Source organism: Halobacillus hunanensis, from assembly GCF_900166655.1.
Lineage (GTDB): Bacteria > Bacillota > Bacilli > Bacillales > Halobacillaceae > Halobacillus_A > Halobacillus_A hunanensis.
The window spans coordinates 382,356-400,077 of the sequence record NZ_FVZB01000005.1; the positions used below are offsets into that span (position 1 = coordinate 382,356).

Below are 17,722 nucleotides of genomic sequence, written 5' to 3' on the forward strand. Positions count from 1 at the left end.
TAAATAAGCCTACAGGTCCACCGCCAATAATCGTAATGTCATACACCTTTTCGTCCTCGTAGAACGTGTACAATAAGATCCCTCCAAATTACATTATGTTTTATTTACTATCGTAATTTATAAATAATATATATCATGATCTTTAAGGTGTCAAATGGTTTTTAGCTTTGTGCAGGCTTTTACAAATCAGAGTGAAAGCGTATATAGATACATCAATGACATTGAATATTTAAAATTCTGAAAAAATGGCAGTATATAAAAGGAAATGGAAGATATCACTTAATTATAAGGCTTTAAATGTAATGAAATGGTCAATTTGAGGGTTTGATAAAGCAGTCAATGTTCTTTACATTATGTATATGGAACGATAGTAAATAAATAGTAATGAAAATTAGGAGGAATGAAACATGACAACAGCAACTGAAAGCAAATTAACGGTAACGAAAAACAAAGGCATTGCAGAAGTACACATTCATGTGAACAAATCTAATTCTTACAACTTGGATTTTTACCGTGAATTAAATGCGGCGATTGATGACATCCGCTTCGATAATGACATTAAAGTAGCCGTACTGATGAGTGACATGCCGAAATTCTTCTCAGCTGGAGCGGATGTTTCATTCTTAAAATCTGCTGAACCGAAATTCAAGACACAGTTTTGCCTTTTCTGTAATGAAACCTTAGATAAGATCGCGCGTTCTCCACAAATCTGGATTGCTTGCTTAGAAGGCCACACAGTTGGGGGCGGCCTGGAAATGGCACTTGCCTGTGATCTTCGCTTTATGGGGGATTCCGCTGGAAAGATCGGGCTTCCGGAAATCAGCCTTGGTGTGTTAGCTGGAACAGGCGGAACACAGCGTTTGGCTCGTCAAGTTGGCCATTCTAAAGCGCTCGATATGAACATTACCGGGGATACGATTTCTCCGCAAGAAGCGCTGGACATCCAACTCGTGGACAAAGTGTACCCACAGGAAGAAACACGTGAAAAGACATTAGCTTATGCTGAGAAGGTCGCGAGCCAGGCCACGTATGCGGCCTCAAACATTAAGCTTTCCATTATGAACGGCAAAGAAATGCCGTTAAATGCAGCCATCCGTTACGAAGGAGAACTGCAGAACCTGTTGTTCCGTTCTGAAGACGCTCAAGAAGGCTTGAGTGCTTTCCTAGAAAAACGCGAGGCTGACTGGAGCGGAAAATAATTTTGATTAAGTAAAGTGAGGGGCGGTATCGGTGTTCCGGTATCGCCTTTTTAAGTCATTGTGAATCTCATATGTAAGCATCATTATTCCAGTGGAGGTGAAAGACGGTGGAACAAAAAGTTCAGTCATTAGATGCAGCGATTAAAGAACACGTGAAAAGCGGTGATTCGGTTGTCATGGGAGCCTGTTTAGAACCGATGATTCCATTTGCTGCAGCACATGAGATGGTTCGCCAGCAAAAAGAAAAGCTTAATGTAATTGCGCCGATCTCGGATATTTTGTTTGATCTGTTAATTGGTGCAGGAGCCGTTCAAAAAGTAACAGCCGCCTGGGCAGGGAACGTGAGTGCAGGATTAGGCCATAATTATCGTCGCTCTGTAGAAAAGGGGGTTCCTTTTCCGATTGAAATTGAGGACCACAGCAATTTCTCAATAGGATTGGCATTGTTAGCTGGAGCTATGGGAGTTCCGTTTTTACCAACTCGGTCTTTGTTAGGCACGAATATTCTAGATACCAATCCCGGTTTACAAACGCAGGATTATGAAGGAGAAAAACTCGTCTACGTGCCGGCACTAACCCCAGATGTGGCAATCCTTGGGGTGCAAAGGGCTGACAAAGAAGGAAATGCACATTTGTGGGGGAATCTGGGTATCGCACAGGATGCTGCCATGGCAAGTAAAAAAGTTATTTTACTTGCAGAAGAAATCGTGGAAACTCACGAAATTGACAGTGATCCAAACCGTGTATTAGTACCTGGTTTTAAGGTTTCTTCAGTTGTTTCCTGTCCAGGTTTTGCCCATCCATCTCCCGTACAGGGATACTACAAGCGGGATCATGAATTCTTCCATTCGTACCATAAAGAAACGAAAACGAGAGAAGGCTTTCTTTCCTGGCTGGACAATTATGTCCTAGGGGTCAACTCCCATGAAGAGTACTTACAAAAAGTGGGGCGTGAACGATTAGAGAATCTTCAAATAAAAATGGAAAAATTAGCGGCACCCGTCAATTATGCGGCTGAGTAAAGGAGGTTGGAAAAAATGAATTATACAACAGGGGAACTAATGGTTGTAGCTGCTGCCAGGGAAATTAAGGATAAAGAAGTGGTTTTTGTAGGAATGAGACTTCCGATGCTCGCTTTCGCCGTAGCTAAACGAACGCATGCACCTAATGCTGTTGGTTTTTATGAATGTGGTATCGTAAGGGATTTTCCTTCCGAGGAGTTACTTTACACGATGGGAGACACTCCGAATATTGAAGGAGCGAAGTGGTGTACTTCCACGAATCACTTAATGTTTTTGATGCAGCGTGGAGATGTGGACTGTGGATTCATTGGCGGAGCAGAGATAGATAAATATGGAAATGTGAATACATCTTATATTGGTGATCATAAGGAACCAACTGTGAAACTGCCGGGCAGTGGAGGCGCTGCTGACATTGCAGGTTTATCAAAACGGCTGCTGGTCATTATGAATCATGAAAAAAGGCGTCTGACAGAAAAAGTTGATTATATTACCTCTCCTGGTGCAGGGACTGGAGGGGAATGGCGTCAGGAAAACGGTCTTCCCAGGGGTGGAATTGGAGCATTAATCACAACTCTTGGAGTCATGCGCCCCAGCGACAACAATGAACTAGAGCTATCTTCTCACCATCCAGGGGTGTCAAAAGAAGAAGTCAACGAAAATACAGGCTGGGATTTAAAGGAAGCCAGCGACTTAAAGGAGACTCCTCCTCCTCAGCCTGAAGAGTTGGATGTTATACGCTCCATCGACCCAAATGGATTTTGGACAGGATAAGAGAAAGGAGAATGTGTTATGCGCAGTAATGAGGTGAATTTTTTAATAAATTGGGGCGATACAGACATGGCAGGTATCGTTTATTATCCGAACTATTTCAAGTGGTTCGATATAGCGGGCCACCAATTTTTTCGTAGCTGTGAATTGTCGCCAAAGAAACTGGAGGAAGAACAAGGAATCATTTTACCGATGATGGATACTCGCTGCACCTTTAAGAAGCCTCTTTATTATGATGATTTGATGACCGTCGTAACGACAGCAGAGGAAGTGAACAATAAAACGATCAAACTTACCCATGAAGTGTATCGCGGTCAGGATCTTACCGGTCATGGATATGAATTGAGGGGCTGGGTGAAAAAATTCGAAGACGGAATTAAAGCAGTTCCCATCCCTGAAGAAGCCAGGCTAATGCTTACGGCAGACAAACATACCACCTCCAAAAAGCCACAGTTTAATGCATAATACGCTTTAATCATCTATAATAAAAATAACATATCAATTTACTATACATCGAGGTAATGGATGGTGAAAAAATGAAACCAAGGTCACTTATGTTTACACTGTTTGGAGAGTATGTACAAAATTATGGCGGCGAGATATGGGTAGGAAGCCTAATCCAGCTGATGGAACGCTTCGGAGTCTCTGAATCGTCGGTAAGAGGAGCCATTTTACGAATGGTTCAAAAAGAGCTAATGCAAGTTCGTAAAATTGGAAATCGAAGCTATTATTCATTTACACCGCAAGGAATCAACCAGATTAACGAAGGTGTAAAACGTGTTTATAGCGAAAGAAATGCAAGGTGGGATGGTCAATGGCGCATCTTGACCTACTCTTTTCCTGAAGCAAAACGTGATATGCGTAATGAAATTCGAAAAGAATTGAACTGGACAGGATTTGGAGCGATTTCCAACAGCACCTGGGTTAGTCCCAACCCTATTGAAAAACAGGTGATGGAGCTGATGGAACGCCACAATCTTGAGGACTATATGATGTTGTTTACTTCTTCAAAAGTGATGTCGCATGATGATCAGCAAATTGTCAACAAAGGCTGGGATTTACAGCATATCTCAGATGAGTATGATCGTTTTATCCAGGAACATTTGAAAATATATGATGACTTACGGGAAAAGGCGCTTCAAAATACTTTAACGGATGAAGAAAGCTTCATTGAACGAACGAAAATTGTCCATGAATATCGGAAGTTCTTATTCAATGATCCCATTTTTCCAGTGGATCTGCTGCCTGAGAACTTTAGGGGAACAGAAGCGCGAGAGCTGTTTTGGAAGATTCATCAGATGATCTCCATTCCAGCCGTTCGTTATTTTGAGTCATTGTATGAATCTGCCCCGGACAGGGAAGTGGAGCCGCATCGTGAGAAAGCTGTTAATCCGTTTGATAAAGTTCACGTATAGTAAGCGCCAAGAAATTGGAGGCTGTATATATGGAGAAGGTAGTTTTTGAGAAAGATGGTTATCTAGGGATCATCACCATTAATCGGCCTGAACGGTTAAATTGTTTCGATTATGCAACCCTGGTGCAGCTTAGAGAAGTTATAGGACAGATTCAAATGGACAAAGATATACGGGCTGTTATGATTACCGGATCGGGAGAAAAGGCGTTCAGTGCTGGGGCTGATTTGAAAGAGAGAAGGAATCTTTCTGAGCACGAAGTCCGGCGTAATGTACGAATGATTCGAGAGGTATTTAATGAGATTGAAAACTTAGCCCCGCCTACTATTGCAGCCATTAATGGCTATGCTCTAGGCGGCGGGCTTGAATTAGCGCTTGTTTGTGATTTTAGGTACGTTTCAGAAAGCGCTTTCATTGGATTGACAGAGGTTAGCTGGGCCATTATTCCAGGAGCGGGAGGCACTCAAAGGCTAGCTCGGTTAATCGGTACATCGAAGGCGAAGGAGCTTATTTTGACAGCCCGGCGCATTAATGCCGAGAAAGCACTGGACATGGGGATAGTAAATAAAGTTTGTGCGGCTGATGAGCTAATATCTGAAGCTGTCCAGTTAGCCGATGAAATCATGGCGAATGGTCCATTAGCTGTTGCTCAAGCCAAGTATGCCATCAATTATGGGAACAATTCGGATTTGAATACCGGATTAGCTATTGAGGCTAAAGCGTACGAGGTGATCATCCCGACAGAAGATCGGGTGGAGGCACTGGAAGCTTTTAAGGAAAAAAGGAAAGCCAGCTTTAAAGCTCGATAAAGGGGGAACTGTATGAACCTCACTAAAATAGAGGGGATTGGCTATCGAATTGGTATTCCGGTGCCGTTTCCGATGAAGTATGTTTACTGTTATCTGCTTCCAAGTGAAGATTCTTATGTGTTGATTGATACAGGCTACAATTATAGAAAGGCGCGGGAAGCGTGGGAGGAAGTGTTTGCTCAACTTTCCATCCCTCCTGCCTCGATTCGAGCTATCTATGTTACTCATTTTCACCCTGATCACTCAGGGCTTGCGCATTGGATGCAGGTTAAGACAGGCGCACAAGTATACATGCATGCGAGTGATAAGGAAATGATGGAACGAGTGTGGGGAAAGGAAAGTGTACAAACTACTCGCATAGAAGAAATGATGGAAGGACACGGGGTCCCTGCTGCACTTAGCAGCGAAATCGCAAGCCATATGGATAACATGTCCCAGCATATGAGACCGCTCCCTGAAATTCACGAGCTGGACCATGAGCCGGTCTTTATGGACTCGTCATGGCAAGTACTTCATACTCCTGGTCATAGTGACGGGATGATTTGTTTTTATAACGAACAGGAACAAAAGATGTTTTCGTCAGATTTAATTTTAAATCCAATCACACCAAACATTAGTGTATGGCCGGGCGCGAGCCAGCAGCCGCTTCACGACTATCATTTGTCTTTGCAGAAAATAAAAAGCCTGCCAGTGGAGACAGCCTATACTGCCCACGGAGATCTCATTCATCATGTAAAAGAGCGAATTGATGAGCTGATCGCACACCATGACCAACGTCTGGAACAGATGCAAGCCTTGGCAGATGGACGAACGGCTTATCAGATTGCCTCAACTGTTTTCGCACACCGAGATTTAACTCCGCACCAATGGAGATTTGCAATGGCTGAAACAATTGCACATCTGCATTATTTAGCAGAGGAGAAGCGTATAAGAACTTGGAAAGATCGTGAGGGGACTGTATATAACGAACATCTTTATAAAACGACTACGTAATCACGAGGGAGCGTATCCTTCGTGATCTTTTTTTGTTCTTTGATAGATTTAATATAATATTTCCTTTCGTCAAAAAAACATAATAAAGTAATTGACAAAAATACAATAGTGATTTATATTATTATTTAACGACGATAATTAAAAAAACATAATTAAAAGAGGTGGAGAAATGAGCCAGGCGGAAGTTTTAATGGAAAAAGTCCAAAAGGGGTTTATGGTCGAACGATCGGAAGATATGGATGAGGATTATAAAAAAGCGTTAATGCAAACCCTCACTATTGTTGGGGATACGGAATTGTTAAGCGTGCCGCCATTGATGACGGTGTACAATGAAGCACCAGATTTGAACTATAAAATCACAGCCCTTGCTGTCATGCAGGATGAATTGGGGCACGCACATATTGCATACCGGCTGCTTGAAGCATTAGGGGAGGATGTAGATGAACTACTTTATGAACGACCTTCCAATCGGTGGAAAAATCCTTACGCCTTTGACTTTCCATTAAATAATTGGATTGAACTTGGAGTTTTTAACGGATTGTTTGACAGAGCTGGCTATACCCTTTTAGGGGATGCTTTCGAACATACTTCATATGGTCCATGGAAACGGGCACTCGTAAAAGTGGATAAAGAAGAACTGTTTCACTTACGTAATGGCGAAATTATTATGAAAAAAGGAATGAAGAATCCGGAAACAGCCAAACAGGTCCAAGAAGCTGTCGACTGGATGTTTATCATGGGGCTCGAGTTCTTCGGTGTATCAGATTCACATAAAAGCCGCTCGGCACAAATCGATTACCGAATCAAAGGAAGTAAGAATGATGAGTTACGCCAAAAGTGGATGTCAACGGCCGTTCCATTCTGTGAATCTATCGGAGTAGATGTACCGGCACATTATGATGAAGAGCAAGAAAAATATGTAGTAGATGTCCCGTTCCCATGTAAGTTTGATCTCGAGAATCGCAAATGGTTGCATGATGAACCTGATACATGGTCAGGCATGATCGAAAGGTTTAAGAAACGTGGTCCTCAAAACGAAGAGTTTGTGCAGCGAATTCAAAAAGGTGTGAAGGAATTAGAAAAAATGCGCCAAGAGGAGGCTTCGTAACAATGAGTGTTATTCAACAGTCAAGTAAGCAATATTGGGAAGCTTTAAAGGAAGTTATGGACCCTGAATTTCCAATAAGCGTAGTAGATATGGGGTTAATTCGAAACATTGAGCAGACAGAGGAAGGCGTCATCAAAGTAACGATGACGTACACATCCACAGGTTGTGCTTGTATGGTTTGGATTGAAAGCGATATCAAAGAGCGTTTGCTTTCTGAGGAAGAAGTAAAAGAGGTGGAGATTGAGGTTCAATGGGATCCTGCCTGGACAGTTCATGACATGACTGAGGAAGGCAGAAACAAGATGCAAAATTGGGGAGTGAGGTCATGACATTCCCGCTTGAAGAAAATGAAAATTATATCCTCCTTACACGCATCAAGCGCGGGGATGATTTAATGCAGGTTGGTTCTTTCCGGGCTGCCAGCGATGAACTCGCCAAAATTTATGCAGCGAAGATCTATGACGAGGAAGATTGGGTAGAGATGCATGTAGTTAAAGCATCAAACCTAGTCCCGGTTCGACTGCCGAAAGGGCTATTTGAAAAGGAAGGGGTGAAGTAGATGACGGAAGAACAAGTCAAAGAACTAGTAAATCTGGCCGAAACCATTGCTGATAATAAGTTCATTATGGGAGAGCAGCTGGTGGAAATCGGTGTGAGCGGACCAAATCTTGAAGCCTCGCTCGCCTCCATATCTATGGCTCAGGGCGAACTTGGCCATGCGCGTCTATTATATCGGTGGTCTTATGAAGTTCAGGGGCTAAGGGCTGGAAAATTAGATGTGAAGGAACAAACGGGGAAAGCTTTTGATCAAATCGTAAACGCTTCGAACTGGGTAGAGCTTATCGCTGGCTTATACGTAAATAATGCGGCCATTGATTTAATCATGCAGGAACTAATCACAAACAAAGGAAAGGATCTAAATGCCCAATTCAGTAAGATGGCGAATGAGCTTTCTGAACATATTACCTATTCAAAGAACTGGTGCAAACAACTGATCAATGATAAAGGTTCTATACCAAGAAGAGTACAGGTTGATTTGGAGAAAGCCTATGAATCTGCTAGTAAATGGATAAAAGAAGTTGAAGAAAACAGTCATTTAAAAGAAGCGGGTGTTATTGGCAAGTCTAGTCATCTAGTTGAAGCATTTGAACCTACCATTAACGAGGTTCTTGGTGAAAGGTCCGTTTCTCATGCCTGAGAGTGATAAAGACATTCAATGTCCGTTTTGTTCATCCGTGAATGTTGAGCTTATTGCTCCTTTTGGCACAGCGCAGCTTGTCAGACAATATTACTGTAACCATTGTAAGAGTGTTTTTGAATATATCAAATGGCAAGAGGCTTCCCACAAGCAGTGAAGGTGGTGATAAATAATTATGGAAGGTGTCAAAAAGGTAGCTGTCATTGGATCAGGAACTATGGGAGCAGGGATTGCTCAGGTTAGCATTCAGAATGGTTATTCTTCAATTCTTTATGATATTGATCACCAACAATTGGCAAACGCTAAAGCACAAGTATTTCAACGGTTGGATCGACTGGTTAAGAAAGGCAGAATTTCAGACGAAGAATCTATTCAGGCTAAAGAGAATTTGAGGGTAACTACTGATTTAAAAAACCTTAAAGAGGCAGATTTAGTGATCGAAGCTGCTCCTGAAATATTGGACATTAAAACATCAATTTTTCAAGAATTAACCGCTATTTGTTCATCTGAAACTATCTTTGCAACGAATACTTCATCCTTATCAATTACAGAAATAGCTGGATATATCCAGGACCCATCGAGGCTGGCCGGGCTGCACTTCTTTAATCCGGCACCGCTCATGCCGCTTGTTGAAATTGTCCAGGGCATATCTACCAATCAAGCAACAATACACAGATTAAAAGATTTCGCAGAAAAGATTCATAAATATCCAGTGGTTTGTCGGGACACCCCGGGATTTATCGTCAATCGAGTAGCAAGGCCATTTTATAATGAAGCGTTAAAGATTCTGAATGATCAAGTTGCAAGTGTCGAACAAATAGACAGAATTATGAAAAAGTCTGGCGGGTTTAAGATGGGGCCATTTGAACTGCAAGATTTAATCGGTATTGATATTAACTTTGCTACTACCAAAACCGTTTACAGCAGTTTCTTTGGGGAAAACCGCTTTCGGCCGCATTACTATCAGGAGCGGATGGTGCAGGCTGGACGACTCGGTCGCAAAACAGAGGGAGGGTTTTATGATTATGCCTCAACTGAACATTAGTATAATTGGCCGAAACCGAGTGGCGGAGTCGATCTTTACCCTGTTGAACCATGATTCCTATGAAAGCGCTTCCCTTAATAATGACAGCCAGCTTGCTCGTGCTGATTTAATCATTGAAACAGAGAATTTGGAACGCCATGAGAAAATCAATAATTTGAAGAGAATCGATGGGCTGGGATCCCGCGGAGCTACTATTTTAACTTCTACTTTGCAATGGACAGCAACTGAGATAGCCTCCTGGCTGACTCATCCAGAAAGGTTAGTTGGCTTTGGTGGTTTTGATGATGTGAATCAATCACAGCTTATTGAAATGGCACCCGGCTTACAAACTGAACCTCAACATGTGCAGTTGGTGAAGGATCAATTGAAGCTAATGGGTAAGGAAACCGAGGTGGTGGAAGATGAGGCGGGCCTCGTCTATCCCCGTATACTCAGCTTAATCATTAATGAGGCCATTTTTGCCTTAGCTGAGGGAACGGCAAGCGCTGAAGATATCGACATCGCGATGAAAAAAGGCACGAACTATCCTGAGGGACCACTGGAATGGGCGGAAAGGATTGGGGTTGACAATGTCTATGCTGTTTTAAATGGACTCTATCGTCAACTTGGCGAGGAGAGGTACAGGCCAGCATCGCTGTTACGTAAATTAGTTTATGCCGGCTGGACGGGAAAGGCTTCGGGTAAAGGTTTGTACCACTATGAACAGCAAAGGTTAAACCGTTCGCGAGATTATCAAAATGTCTAAGGAGGATATCTTAATGGCAACAAGTACCACTGAAGTAAAAGTAAAAAAAGATACTTATCAATTGTTAATCAATGGGGCATACACAGATAGCCTGAGCGGCAACTATTTTGAAACCTACAATCCTGCAACAGGGGAACCCATTGCTAAAGTAGCAAAAGCCTCAAAAGAAGATGTAGATCTTGCTGTGGAGTCAGCAAGACATGCATTTACTTCTGGAAAATGGCCAAAACAAGGACCAGCGAAACGTGCGCGGCTGCTAAATAAAATTGCTTCCATTATGCGTGCTCGTTTTAACGAACTTGTAGATGTAGAGGTATTGAATAGTGGTAAAACGGTAGCAGCAGCCCAGGGGCAGGTTAGCCAGGCGATTGAGGACTTTGAATTCTATGCGGGTGCGATTTCTACACACGGCGGGGCTACCAATCCTATGGTGCCACATGGCTTTTTCAACTATACAGAGAAAGTGCCAGTAGGAGTTTGCGCTCAGATTATTCCTTGGAACTACCCATTAATGATGGCAGCTTGGAAACTTGCGCCTGCTTTAGCAGCTGGGTGTACGATCGTTTTGAAACCGGCAAGCTATACACCAGTTACAGCTTATATGCTTGCAGATATTTGCTACGAAGCTGGACTTCCAGAAGGAGTATTAAATGTTGTTACGGGCAGTGGATCAGAAATCGGTCCGTATTTAACGGAACATCCTGATGTTGACAAAGTTGCATTTACTGGAGAAACAGAAACGGGCAAAGATATTATGGCGCGAGCTTCTGAAACACTGAAGCGAGTGACGTTAGAACTTGGCGGCAAATCTCCGAGCATCGTTTGTGAAGATAGTGACCTGGAAGGAGCCGTTGACGGATCCCTGTTTGGTATTTTTTATAACACTGGACAATCTTGTGAAGCACGTTCAAGAGTGTTTATTCATGAATCGATTTATGATCAGTTTGTTGATCGTTTTGTAGAAAAAGCAAAGAGAATAAACGTGGGCGATCCGTTTGATAAGAGTACACATATGGGGGCATTGATTTCTGAAAGTCATCAAAAAACCGTAGATGATTACGTTAAGTTAGCACAGGAAGAAGGCGGAGAAGTTCTTTACGGTGGAAAAAGACCTGAAGGAGAAGCCTACAAAAATGGACACTGGTATATGCCGACCATCATTGGAAATGTAACAAATGACATGCGGATTGCCCAAGAAGAAGTGTTTGGACCTGTCGTTGTTTTAATGAAATATACGGATGAAAAAGAAGTGCTTCAGCGAGCGAACGATTCAATCTTTGGACTGGGTTCTGCTGTTTGGACACAGGACCATGGCAAAGCCCATCGACTTGCTTCCGGTTTACGTGCAGGTATCGTAATGGTCAATAATCCAATCTCTGCTTTTCCTGGAGCTCCGTTTGGTGGATTTAAGCAATCCGGTTTTGGACGTGAACTAGGTGCTGAAACCTTGGATCTGTACTCTGAGACGAAGAGTGTTGTCTCTTATATAGGGAAAAAACCACTTAATTTATTAGGTGTTGAATAAATAAAAATTTTAAATTATTTAGGAGGAATGAAACATGACAACAGCAACTGAAAACAAATTGACGGTAACGAAAAACAAAGGAATTGCAGAAGTCCACATTCATGTGAACAAATCTAACTCGTACAACTTGGATTTTTACCGCGAACTGAATGCGGCGATTGATGACATCCGTTTCGATAATGACATTAAAGTAGCCGTACTGATGAGTGACATGCCAAAGTTCTTCTCAGCTGGAGCGGATGTTTCGTTCCTAAAATCCGCTGAACCGAAGTTCAAGACGCAGTTCTGCTTGTTCTGTAATGAAACGTTAGATAAAATCGCGCGTTCTCCACAAATCTGGATTGCTTGTTTAGAAGGCCATACAGTTGGAGGCGGTCTGGAAATGGCGCTTGCCTGTGATCTTCGCTTTATGGGGGATTCTGCTGGAAAGATCGGACTTCCGGAAATCAGCCTTGGTGTGTTAGCCGGAACAGGCGGAACACAGCGTTTGGCTCGTCAGGTCGGCCACTCTAAAGCGCTTGATATGAACATTACCGGGGATACGATCTCTCCACAAGAAGCGCTGGACATCCAACTCGTGGACAAAGTGTACCCACAGGAAGAAACGCGTGAGAAGACGTTAGCTTATGCCGAGAAGGTCGCCAGCCAGGCCACGTATGCGGCCTCAAACATTAAGCTTTCCATTATGAACGGCAAAGAAATGCCGTTAAATGCAGCCATCCGTTACGAAGGAGAACTGCAGAACCTGTTGTTCCGTTCTGAAGATGCTCAAGAAGGTTTGAGTGCTTTCTTAGAAAAACGCGAGGCTGACTGGAGCGGAAAATAAGGGATAATGGTATAGTAATGAAGAGTTAAGGTTGAACTTATTCTGCCTTAACTCTTTTTCTAAGCCAACTGTTGAATGCGCTTTCGTAAATAGATAGGAGGAGAAAATGTTACAGTCGGTTGATACACTGAGAGGAATAAAGGACTCTTATAATGCTGCTGTCCGTTTTGTTGACGATAATGTAAGATAGCCATTACATGTGGGGAAGATGAACTGACTTATCAGCAGTTGTCACATCAGATGAATCAGTTCGGAAATGCTTTATTAGATATTGGCTTAGAAATAGAGAACCGCATCTTACTTTCTCTTCATGATTCCCCTGAGTTTGTGGTTTCCTTTTACGGCTCGATTAAAATCGGGGCAGTACCTATACCCGTGAATACAAATTTACAACCGCATGATTATGAGTATTTTTTAAACCACAGCCGCGCGAAAGTATTTGTTGTCTATGAACAATTATGGGAAGAATTAAAAGCATACAAGGATCGCTTCCTTTTTTTGAAGCATGTAATCATTGTTTCAGAAAAGGGGTCAACCACGGAAGAGATAGACTTTCACGGCTTTACAGCGAACGCTTCTCATGAACTGGATGAGTCCTATCCAACTACCTCCGAAGATTCAGCATTCTGGCTATATAGTTCGGGAAGTACCGGAACTCCAAAGGGTGTTATACATCGCCAGCGCAGTATGGAATCGGCATTCCATAATTATGCTGTAAATATTTTGAATATTCAATCATATGATGTTACCTTTTCTGCGTCAAAGCTATATTTTGCGTACGGATTGGGCAACGGTATGTACTTTCCGTTTGGATCCGGAGCGACAGCTATTTTACTTAAAGGTAAGCCTACCCCTGAAAAGGTTTTTGAAACAATTGAAAAGAAGAAGCCGACTATATTTTTCGGTGTGCCTACCCTCTACGGAGCGATGATTAATTACGTGGAAAAAACAGGGCGTGTCCCTGATTTGTCCAGTGTTCGTGTTTGCGTTTCCGCTGGAGAAGCATTGCCTGCCTCCTACGTTAAAAAATGGAAAGAACTGTTTAACGTGGACATTTTAGACGGCATTGGTTCAACTGAGGCTCTCCATATTTTCTTGTCCAATCAAAGTGGTGAAGTCGAGCCAGGAAGTACGGGAAAAATTGTTCCCGGTTACGATGCTAAAGTTGTCAATGAAGATGGACAGACACTTCCTGCAAATGAAGTAGGTGACTTAGTGATTAAAGGGGACAGCATTGCTTCAGGTTATTGGTGCAATCTCTCTGAGAATTACCATAAGTTCAGAGGAGAGTGGATGTACACAGGAGACAAGTACTACCAGGATGATGATGGGTACTTCTGGTACTGCGGCCGCTCTGATGACATGCTTAAAGTAGGCGGCATTTGGGTTTCTCCGATTGAAATCGAATCAACTCTCCTGCAGCACGAAGATGTGTTAGAGGTAGCAGTAGTTGGAGAAACCAATACCGCTAATCTGGTTCATCCTAAAGCTTACGTCATTTTAAAAGAACCCAAAAAGGCGAGCGATGAGTTAGCTGATTTACTAAAGTTGTACGTGAAAGATCAGTTAGCGCCTTATAAATACCCTCGGGCGATCGAGTTTATTGAATCACTCCCCAAAACAGCAACTGGGAAGATACAACGCTTTAAACTAAAAACATAAAAGACCATATGAGTCCGGGACAGAACTGAATTATGCATAAAATAATCCGGACAATTTCATTTGAATTTGTCCGGATTATTTGCATACCAAGAAAGGAATTCTTTCTGTAAAAGGAGAATAAATAATGAATGAAGTAGTAATCGTCGATGCAGTTCGAACTCCAATTGGCAGGTATAAAGGAGCTTTAAAAAACATAAGGCCGGATGACCTTGGGGCCGCTGTGATCAAAGCGTTGATGGAACGAAATACTAGTCTGCCTTCTGAGGAAGTGGGGGATGTTATTTTTGGAAATGCCAACGGGGCAGGAGAGGAAAACCGCAACGTTGCACGCATGGCGCTTTTGTTAGCTGGTTTGCCTCAAGAGGTCAGCGGAACGACAATAAATCGTCTTTGCGGCTCCAGCCTTGATGCTGTGAGAATGGCCGCTCGATCGATTCTTTCGGGCGAGGAAGATATTATGATTGCCGGCGGGACGGAAAGTATGACGCGTGCTCCTTTCGTCATGGCAAAACCCGAAAAAGAGTTTCCCAGGGGAAATATGGAACTCTATGATACGACAATAGGATGGCGATTTATTAATCCGCAACTGCAAGAAATGTATGGAACAGATTCAATGCCGCAGACAGCAGAAAATGTTGCAAGAAGATATCATATCACCCGAGAGGATCAGGATGAGTTTGCATTGATGAGTCAGCAGCGGGCGAAAGAGGCTGTTGAAACAGATCGTTTTGCGGAAGAAATCATCCCCGTGCTCTCTAAGGACAAACGAGGACATGAGGAATGGATTAAAGAGGATGAACACCCTCGTCCTGAGACAACAATAGAAAAGCTCAGTAAGCTTCGTCCCTTATTTTCTGAAGGAACCATTACCGCTGGAAACGCTTCAGGTGTCAATGATGGGGCGTCCGCCTTGCTGTTAATGAGTGCAGGTCGTGCCAAGGAGCTCGGGCTTCAGCCTTTAGCTAAGTACACAGCCTCAGCAACTGCAGGGGTGGAACCAGCTGTCATGGGGCTGGGTCCTATCTCAGCCACGCAAAAGCTTCTAAAGAAAAGTTCGTTAAAGGTAAATGATTTTGACTTAATTGAATTAAATGAAGCCTTTGCGTCTCAATCTTTAGAGTGTATCAATCAGCTCGGTTTAGATACAAAGAAGGTTAATGTCAATGGAGGTGCCATTGCCTTTGGCCATCCGCTAGGAGCAAGCGGTGCTAGAATATTAACGACGTTGATTCACGAAATGAAAAAACGGGATGCCGCTAGAGGGTTGGCGACGATGTGTATTGGTGTCGGGCAGGGGATTTCTGTTGCTGTAGAAAACATAGGATGAAGATATGGTCCAAACAATCAACCCGAAAAAATGCTAGGGCTGGATCGGGGCAATTCCCTCTTGATCCAGCTTTTTTATGGAGTTCATTGTGACTTTATGCGATGGGACAAAGTGAAAGTTGTTCTCTTTTCATCGGGGCGTCAGATTTCGACTGTTATGGCAGGTTAATTATATAAATTCCAGGATAATTTCAATGACTCAACGATATAATTCGCTGCTTCTTCTTCGTTAAGCTGGTCTGTCATTACCTTAGAATGATGGTCAGCATAAATCTCTTTTCTAGCGTGAAACAATGATTCAACTTCCTCTATTGTACGCCCTTGCAAAACTGGACGACTTTCAATTAATAAACTGAGTCTCTCTTTCCATGCCTCCCATGAAATATCCAGGTGAAAGACAATACAATGGCTGAGACAGGCATGCCGTATTTCTTCTTGCAGGAAAGCCCCTCCACCAAGAGAAATCACTTTTAAATTCTGTTGGCAAAGCTCTGTAATGAGGTTACTTTCCGCTTTGCGAAACTCATTTTCGCCCAGCGTTTTAAAAATCTCCGGAATGGACATTTGATAGTTTTCCTCGATTTCTTTATCAATGTCAATAAAGCTTCGATGCAGTTTTTGAGCAACCAGTTTTCCGATTGAAGTCTTACCGACTCCCATAAAGCCTACAAACACAATACTCTTTTCTTTTAATGGAATTTCTCTCTGTGTACTTTTTCCATACCCCATAGATAAAGCATCCTTTAATTAGTAGATTTGAAATGCGATGAACAAATAAAAAGTTGAATTGATTATATTATACTGCACTTGTTTTGGCAAAAAGGTTGGTATCGTGTCTAAAAACTATAATTGGTACAAATATGGGTGCATATAAACCGCTGCTAAAATATACTTCGCTTTTACAGGATGGGGAGTCGTTAGATGTTGGCACAGGACGTGCCGAACTTAAGCGAACTTCCACTTAACCCGATCTTAATCTTCCTTGAATGATGTACTTTACAACCTGATTTTTAAGAAGATGGTTCCGTTGCTCTCATTCTCCTATTAAAATATGGAACCTTACTCAGATTGGAGCAACACAAAAGTGATCTATCAGTCTTTATTTTTGTAAAGGAGCAGTTATGAAATTGACTCATGTAAAAAAGAATTGTAAGTTTATAAGAAGTTTTATAGAATGACACTAATATAATGGTGGTACATACGAGTAAACAAAATTGAGTTAAGGAGATCTTCACATGGAACGCAATCGCAAAGAATTGAGAGTGAAGGGAAAAGCAATGGATGGACAGTCTCCCGTAATCTGTCTTCCATTGATTGGGACAAATACGGAAGAACTCATAAAGGAACTGAAGACGATTAAAGCGCAAGAACCTGACATGATTGAATGGCGTGCAGACTTTTTTGAGAAACTGGATGATGAAGGAGAAGTGATGGAGGCGCTTTTGAAGATTGAAGATCTAGCAGGTGAAATTCCACTTTTATTTACGATTCGCTCGGTTGAAGAAGGTGGGCAACCGACCCCTTTGGATGAAGAAGCAAAAGTCCATTTACTCACTAGTTTAATAAAAACAAACAAGATTGAGTTAGTAGATTACGAATTACACAATGACGATAGATATATAAAGCATTTGCGGGAAGTTACTAAGAGCCATGGAGTGAAGCTTATGGTCTCTTATCATAACTTTAAGCAAACACCTTCATTAGAAGCACTTTTAGAAAAAGGAAAAAAGGCGGAGCAATATCAAGCGGATCTCATTAAGATTGCAGTTATGCCTGCAGATATGAAGGATGTACTAGTTTTGCTGGAAGCTACTCATAATTTAGACTTACATCTCACTATCCCTGTAGTGGCTATATCAATGGGAGAATACGGATCAATCAGCAGAATGTTCGGGTGGAGATTTGGTTCTCTGATTACATTTGCAGTTGGACACCAAGGTTCCGCCCCTGGGCAAATCCCTCTTGAAGATTTACGGACTGTAGTGGACATTATCAAGAAATCATTGTAATCAATTATTACAGTCAGGTCGAACAACAAGTAAAGTAATGATAAAGGAAAAAAGCCAAAGGCATAGCCCTGGCTC

At 42.3% G+C, this 17,722-nt stretch carries 20 protein-coding genes; 19 read left to right on the plus strand and 1 reads right to left on the minus strand.

All coding sequences use genetic code 11. The annotated features are described in order from the left end of the window. Positions 1-407: 407 nt before the first annotated feature. The 18 genes from B5354_RS02940 to B5354_RS03020 all read left to right on the plus strand — a co-directional run bounded on the left by B5354_RS02940 (position 408) and on the right by B5354_RS03020 (position 15,639). Positions 408-1,199, plus strand: a complete 792-nt coding sequence (locus B5354_RS02940; protein WP_079525760.1) for an enoyl-CoA hydratase/isomerase family protein — start codon at positions 408-410, stop codon at positions 1,197-1,199. 107 nt (positions 1,200-1,306) lie between these two features. Further along, the gene (locus tag B5354_RS02945; protein ID WP_079525762.1) at positions 1,307-2,221 is read left to right on the plus strand and encodes a CoA-transferase; all 915 of its coding nucleotides are present in this window, start codon (positions 1,307-1,309) and stop codon (positions 2,219-2,221) included. Between the two features lie 15 nt (positions 2,222-2,236). Continuing rightward, positions 2,237-2,992 (plus strand): CoA-transferase subunit beta, encoded by a 756-nt coding sequence (locus B5354_RS02950; RefSeq protein ID WP_079525764.1) that lies wholly within the window; start codon positions 2,237-2,239, stop codon positions 2,990-2,992. Positions 2,993-3,010: 18 nt separating this feature from the next. Further along, positions 3,011-3,454 (plus strand): acyl-CoA thioesterase, encoded by a 444-nt coding sequence (locus B5354_RS02955; RefSeq protein WP_079525766.1) that lies wholly within the window; start codon positions 3,011-3,013, stop codon positions 3,452-3,454. A 71-nt stretch (positions 3,455-3,525) separates the two neighbouring features. After that, complete coding sequence (locus tag B5354_RS02960) at positions 3,526-4,404, plus strand: PaaX family transcriptional regulator (protein WP_079525768.1); 879 nt, start codon at positions 3,526-3,528, stop codon at positions 4,402-4,404. Between the two features lie 29 nt (positions 4,405-4,433). Beyond that, positions 4,434-5,210 (plus strand): enoyl-CoA hydratase-related protein, encoded by a 777-nt coding sequence (locus B5354_RS02965; RefSeq protein WP_176142392.1) that lies wholly within the window; start codon positions 4,434-4,436, stop codon positions 5,208-5,210. A gap of 12 nt (positions 5,211-5,222) precedes the next feature. Further along, positions 5,223-6,203 carry an MBL fold metallo-hydrolase gene (locus B5354_RS02970; protein ID WP_079525771.1) on the plus strand — a complete coding sequence of 327 codons (981 nt, stop codon included), beginning with the start codon at positions 5,223-5,225 and terminating at the stop codon, positions 6,201-6,203. A gap of 169 nt (positions 6,204-6,372) precedes the next feature. Further along, positions 6,373-7,311 carry a Phenylacetic acid catabolic protein gene (locus tag B5354_RS02975; RefSeq protein WP_079525773.1) on the plus strand — a complete coding sequence of 313 codons (939 nt, stop codon included), beginning with the start codon at positions 6,373-6,375 and terminating at the stop codon, positions 7,309-7,311. 2 nt (positions 7,312-7,313) lie between these two features. Next, entirely contained in the window at positions 7,314-7,640 is a 327-nt protein-coding gene (locus B5354_RS02980; RefSeq protein WP_079525775.1) for a metal-sulfur cluster assembly factor, read from the plus strand. Continuing rightward, positions 7,637-7,870 carry a hypothetical protein gene (locus tag B5354_RS02985; protein ID WP_079525776.1) on the plus strand — a complete coding sequence of 78 codons (234 nt, stop codon included), beginning with the start codon at positions 7,637-7,639 and terminating at the stop codon, positions 7,868-7,870. Before B5354_RS02980 ends, B5354_RS02985 begins: the two co-directional genes overlap by 4 nt. Continuing rightward, positions 7,871-8,509: a Phenylacetic acid catabolic protein gene (locus tag B5354_RS02990; RefSeq protein WP_079525778.1), complete on the plus strand. Its 639-nt coding sequence runs from the start codon at positions 7,871-7,873 to the stop codon at positions 8,507-8,509. Further along, entirely contained in the window at positions 8,502-8,666 is a 165-nt protein-coding gene (locus B5354_RS21025; RefSeq protein WP_420810403.1) for a PaaD-like zinc ribbon domain-containing protein, read from the plus strand. The genes B5354_RS02990 and B5354_RS21025 overlap by 8 nt, the downstream gene beginning before the upstream one ends. A gap of 18 nt (positions 8,667-8,684) precedes the next feature. Next, positions 8,685-9,554, plus strand: coding sequence for a 3-hydroxyacyl-CoA dehydrogenase NAD-binding domain-containing protein (locus tag B5354_RS02995; RefSeq protein WP_079525780.1), 870 nt, complete (start codon positions 8,685-8,687; stop codon positions 9,552-9,554). After that, positions 9,529-10,299 carry a 3-hydroxyacyl-CoA dehydrogenase family protein gene (locus B5354_RS03000; protein ID WP_245804694.1) on the plus strand — a complete coding sequence of 257 codons (771 nt, stop codon included), beginning with the start codon at positions 9,529-9,531 and terminating at the stop codon, positions 10,297-10,299. The genes B5354_RS02995 and B5354_RS03000 overlap by 26 nt, the downstream gene beginning before the upstream one ends. A gap of 13 nt (positions 10,300-10,312) precedes the next feature. Continuing rightward, the gene (locus B5354_RS03005; protein WP_079525782.1) at positions 10,313-11,824 is read left to right on the plus strand and encodes an aldehyde dehydrogenase family protein; all 1,512 of its coding nucleotides are present in this window, start codon (positions 10,313-10,315) and stop codon (positions 11,822-11,824) included. 34 nt (positions 11,825-11,858) lie between these two features. Continuing rightward, positions 11,859-12,650 carry an enoyl-CoA hydratase/isomerase family protein gene (locus B5354_RS03010; RefSeq protein WP_079525784.1) on the plus strand — a complete coding sequence of 264 codons (792 nt, stop codon included), beginning with the start codon at positions 11,859-11,861 and terminating at the stop codon, positions 12,648-12,650. Positions 12,651-12,890: 240 nt separating this feature from the next. Continuing rightward, a complete protein-coding gene (locus tag B5354_RS03015; protein WP_425432084.1) occupies positions 12,891-14,312 on the plus strand; it encodes a benzoate-CoA ligase family protein in 1,422 nt (473 codons plus the stop codon). Between the two features lie 124 nt (positions 14,313-14,436). Beyond that, a complete protein-coding gene (locus B5354_RS03020) occupies positions 14,437-15,639 on the plus strand; it encodes an acetyl-CoA C-acyltransferase (protein ID WP_079525786.1) in 1,203 nt (400 codons plus the stop codon). 164 nt (positions 15,640-15,803) lie between these two features. On the opposite strand, the gene B5354_RS03025 is transcribed toward B5354_RS03020, so the two are convergent. Continuing rightward, on the minus strand, positions 15,804-16,367 hold the full coding sequence (locus B5354_RS03025) for a shikimate kinase (RefSeq protein ID WP_079525788.1): 564 nt from the start codon (positions 16,365-16,367) through the stop codon (positions 15,804-15,806). Positions 16,368-16,873: 506 nt separating this feature from the next. On the opposite strand from B5354_RS03025, the gene aroD reads away from it, so the two are divergent. Then, positions 16,874-17,647: a type I 3-dehydroquinate dehydratase gene (gene aroD / locus B5354_RS03030; RefSeq protein ID WP_079525790.1), complete on the plus strand. Its 774-nt coding sequence runs from the start codon at positions 16,874-16,876 to the stop codon at positions 17,645-17,647. Positions 17,648-17,722: the final 75 nt, after the last annotated feature.

What these genes read in the sequence shown, in the direction of transcription:
- B5354_RS02955 (WP_079525766.1), top strand. Translation starts at nt 3,011, where the DNA reads ATGCGCAGTAATGAGGTGAATTTTTTAATAAATTGGGGCGATACAGAC.
- B5354_RS21025 (WP_420810403.1), top strand. Translation starts at nt 8,502, where the DNA reads ATGCCTGAGAGTGATAAAGACATTCAATGTCCGTTTTGTTCATCCGTG.
- B5354_RS03005 (WP_079525782.1), top strand. Translation starts at nt 10,313, where the DNA reads ATGGCAACAAGTACCACTGAAGTAAAAGTAAAAAAAGATACTTATCAA.
- B5354_RS03020 (WP_079525786.1), top strand. Translation starts at nt 14,437, where the DNA reads ATGAATGAAGTAGTAATCGTCGATGCAGTTCGAACTCCAATTGGCAGG.
- B5354_RS03000 (WP_245804694.1), top strand. Translation starts at nt 9,529, where the DNA reads ATGATTATGCCTCAACTGAACATTAGTATAATTGGCCGAAACCGAGTG.
- aroD (WP_079525790.1), top strand. Translation starts at nt 16,874, where the DNA reads ATGGAACGCAATCGCAAAGAATTGAGAGTGAAGGGAAAAGCAATGGAT.
- B5354_RS02980 (WP_079525775.1), top strand. Translation starts at nt 7,314, where the DNA reads ATGAGTGTTATTCAACAGTCAAGTAAGCAATATTGGGAAGCTTTAAAG.
- B5354_RS02965 (WP_176142392.1), top strand. Translation starts at nt 4,434, where the DNA reads ATGGAGAAGGTAGTTTTTGAGAAAGATGGTTATCTAGGGATCATCACC.
- B5354_RS03010 (WP_079525784.1), top strand. Translation starts at nt 11,859, where the DNA reads ATGACAACAGCAACTGAAAACAAATTGACGGTAACGAAAAACAAAGGA.
- B5354_RS02950 (WP_079525764.1), top strand. Translation starts at nt 2,237, where the DNA reads ATGAATTATACAACAGGGGAACTAATGGTTGTAGCTGCTGCCAGGGAA.
- B5354_RS02940 (WP_079525760.1), top strand. Translation starts at nt 408, where the DNA reads ATGACAACAGCAACTGAAAGCAAATTAACGGTAACGAAAAACAAAGGC.
- B5354_RS02990 (WP_079525778.1), top strand. Translation starts at nt 7,871, where the DNA reads ATGACGGAAGAACAAGTCAAAGAACTAGTAAATCTGGCCGAAACCATT.
- B5354_RS02960 (WP_079525768.1), top strand. Translation starts at nt 3,526, where the DNA reads ATGAAACCAAGGTCACTTATGTTTACACTGTTTGGAGAGTATGTACAA.
- B5354_RS02970 (WP_079525771.1), top strand. Translation starts at nt 5,223, where the DNA reads ATGAACCTCACTAAAATAGAGGGGATTGGCTATCGAATTGGTATTCCG.
- B5354_RS03015 (WP_425432084.1), top strand. Translation starts at nt 12,891, where the DNA reads ATGAATCAGTTCGGAAATGCTTTATTAGATATTGGCTTAGAAATAGAG.
- B5354_RS02985 (WP_079525776.1), top strand. Translation starts at nt 7,637, where the DNA reads ATGACATTCCCGCTTGAAGAAAATGAAAATTATATCCTCCTTACACGC.
- B5354_RS03025 (WP_079525788.1), bottom strand. Translation starts at nt 16,367, where the DNA reads ATGGGGTATGGAAAAAGTACACAGAGAGAAATTCCATTAAAAGAAAAG.
- B5354_RS02995 (WP_079525780.1), top strand. Translation starts at nt 8,685, where the DNA reads ATGGAAGGTGTCAAAAAGGTAGCTGTCATTGGATCAGGAACTATGGGA.
- B5354_RS02975 (WP_079525773.1), top strand. Translation starts at nt 6,373, where the DNA reads ATGAGCCAGGCGGAAGTTTTAATGGAAAAAGTCCAAAAGGGGTTTATG.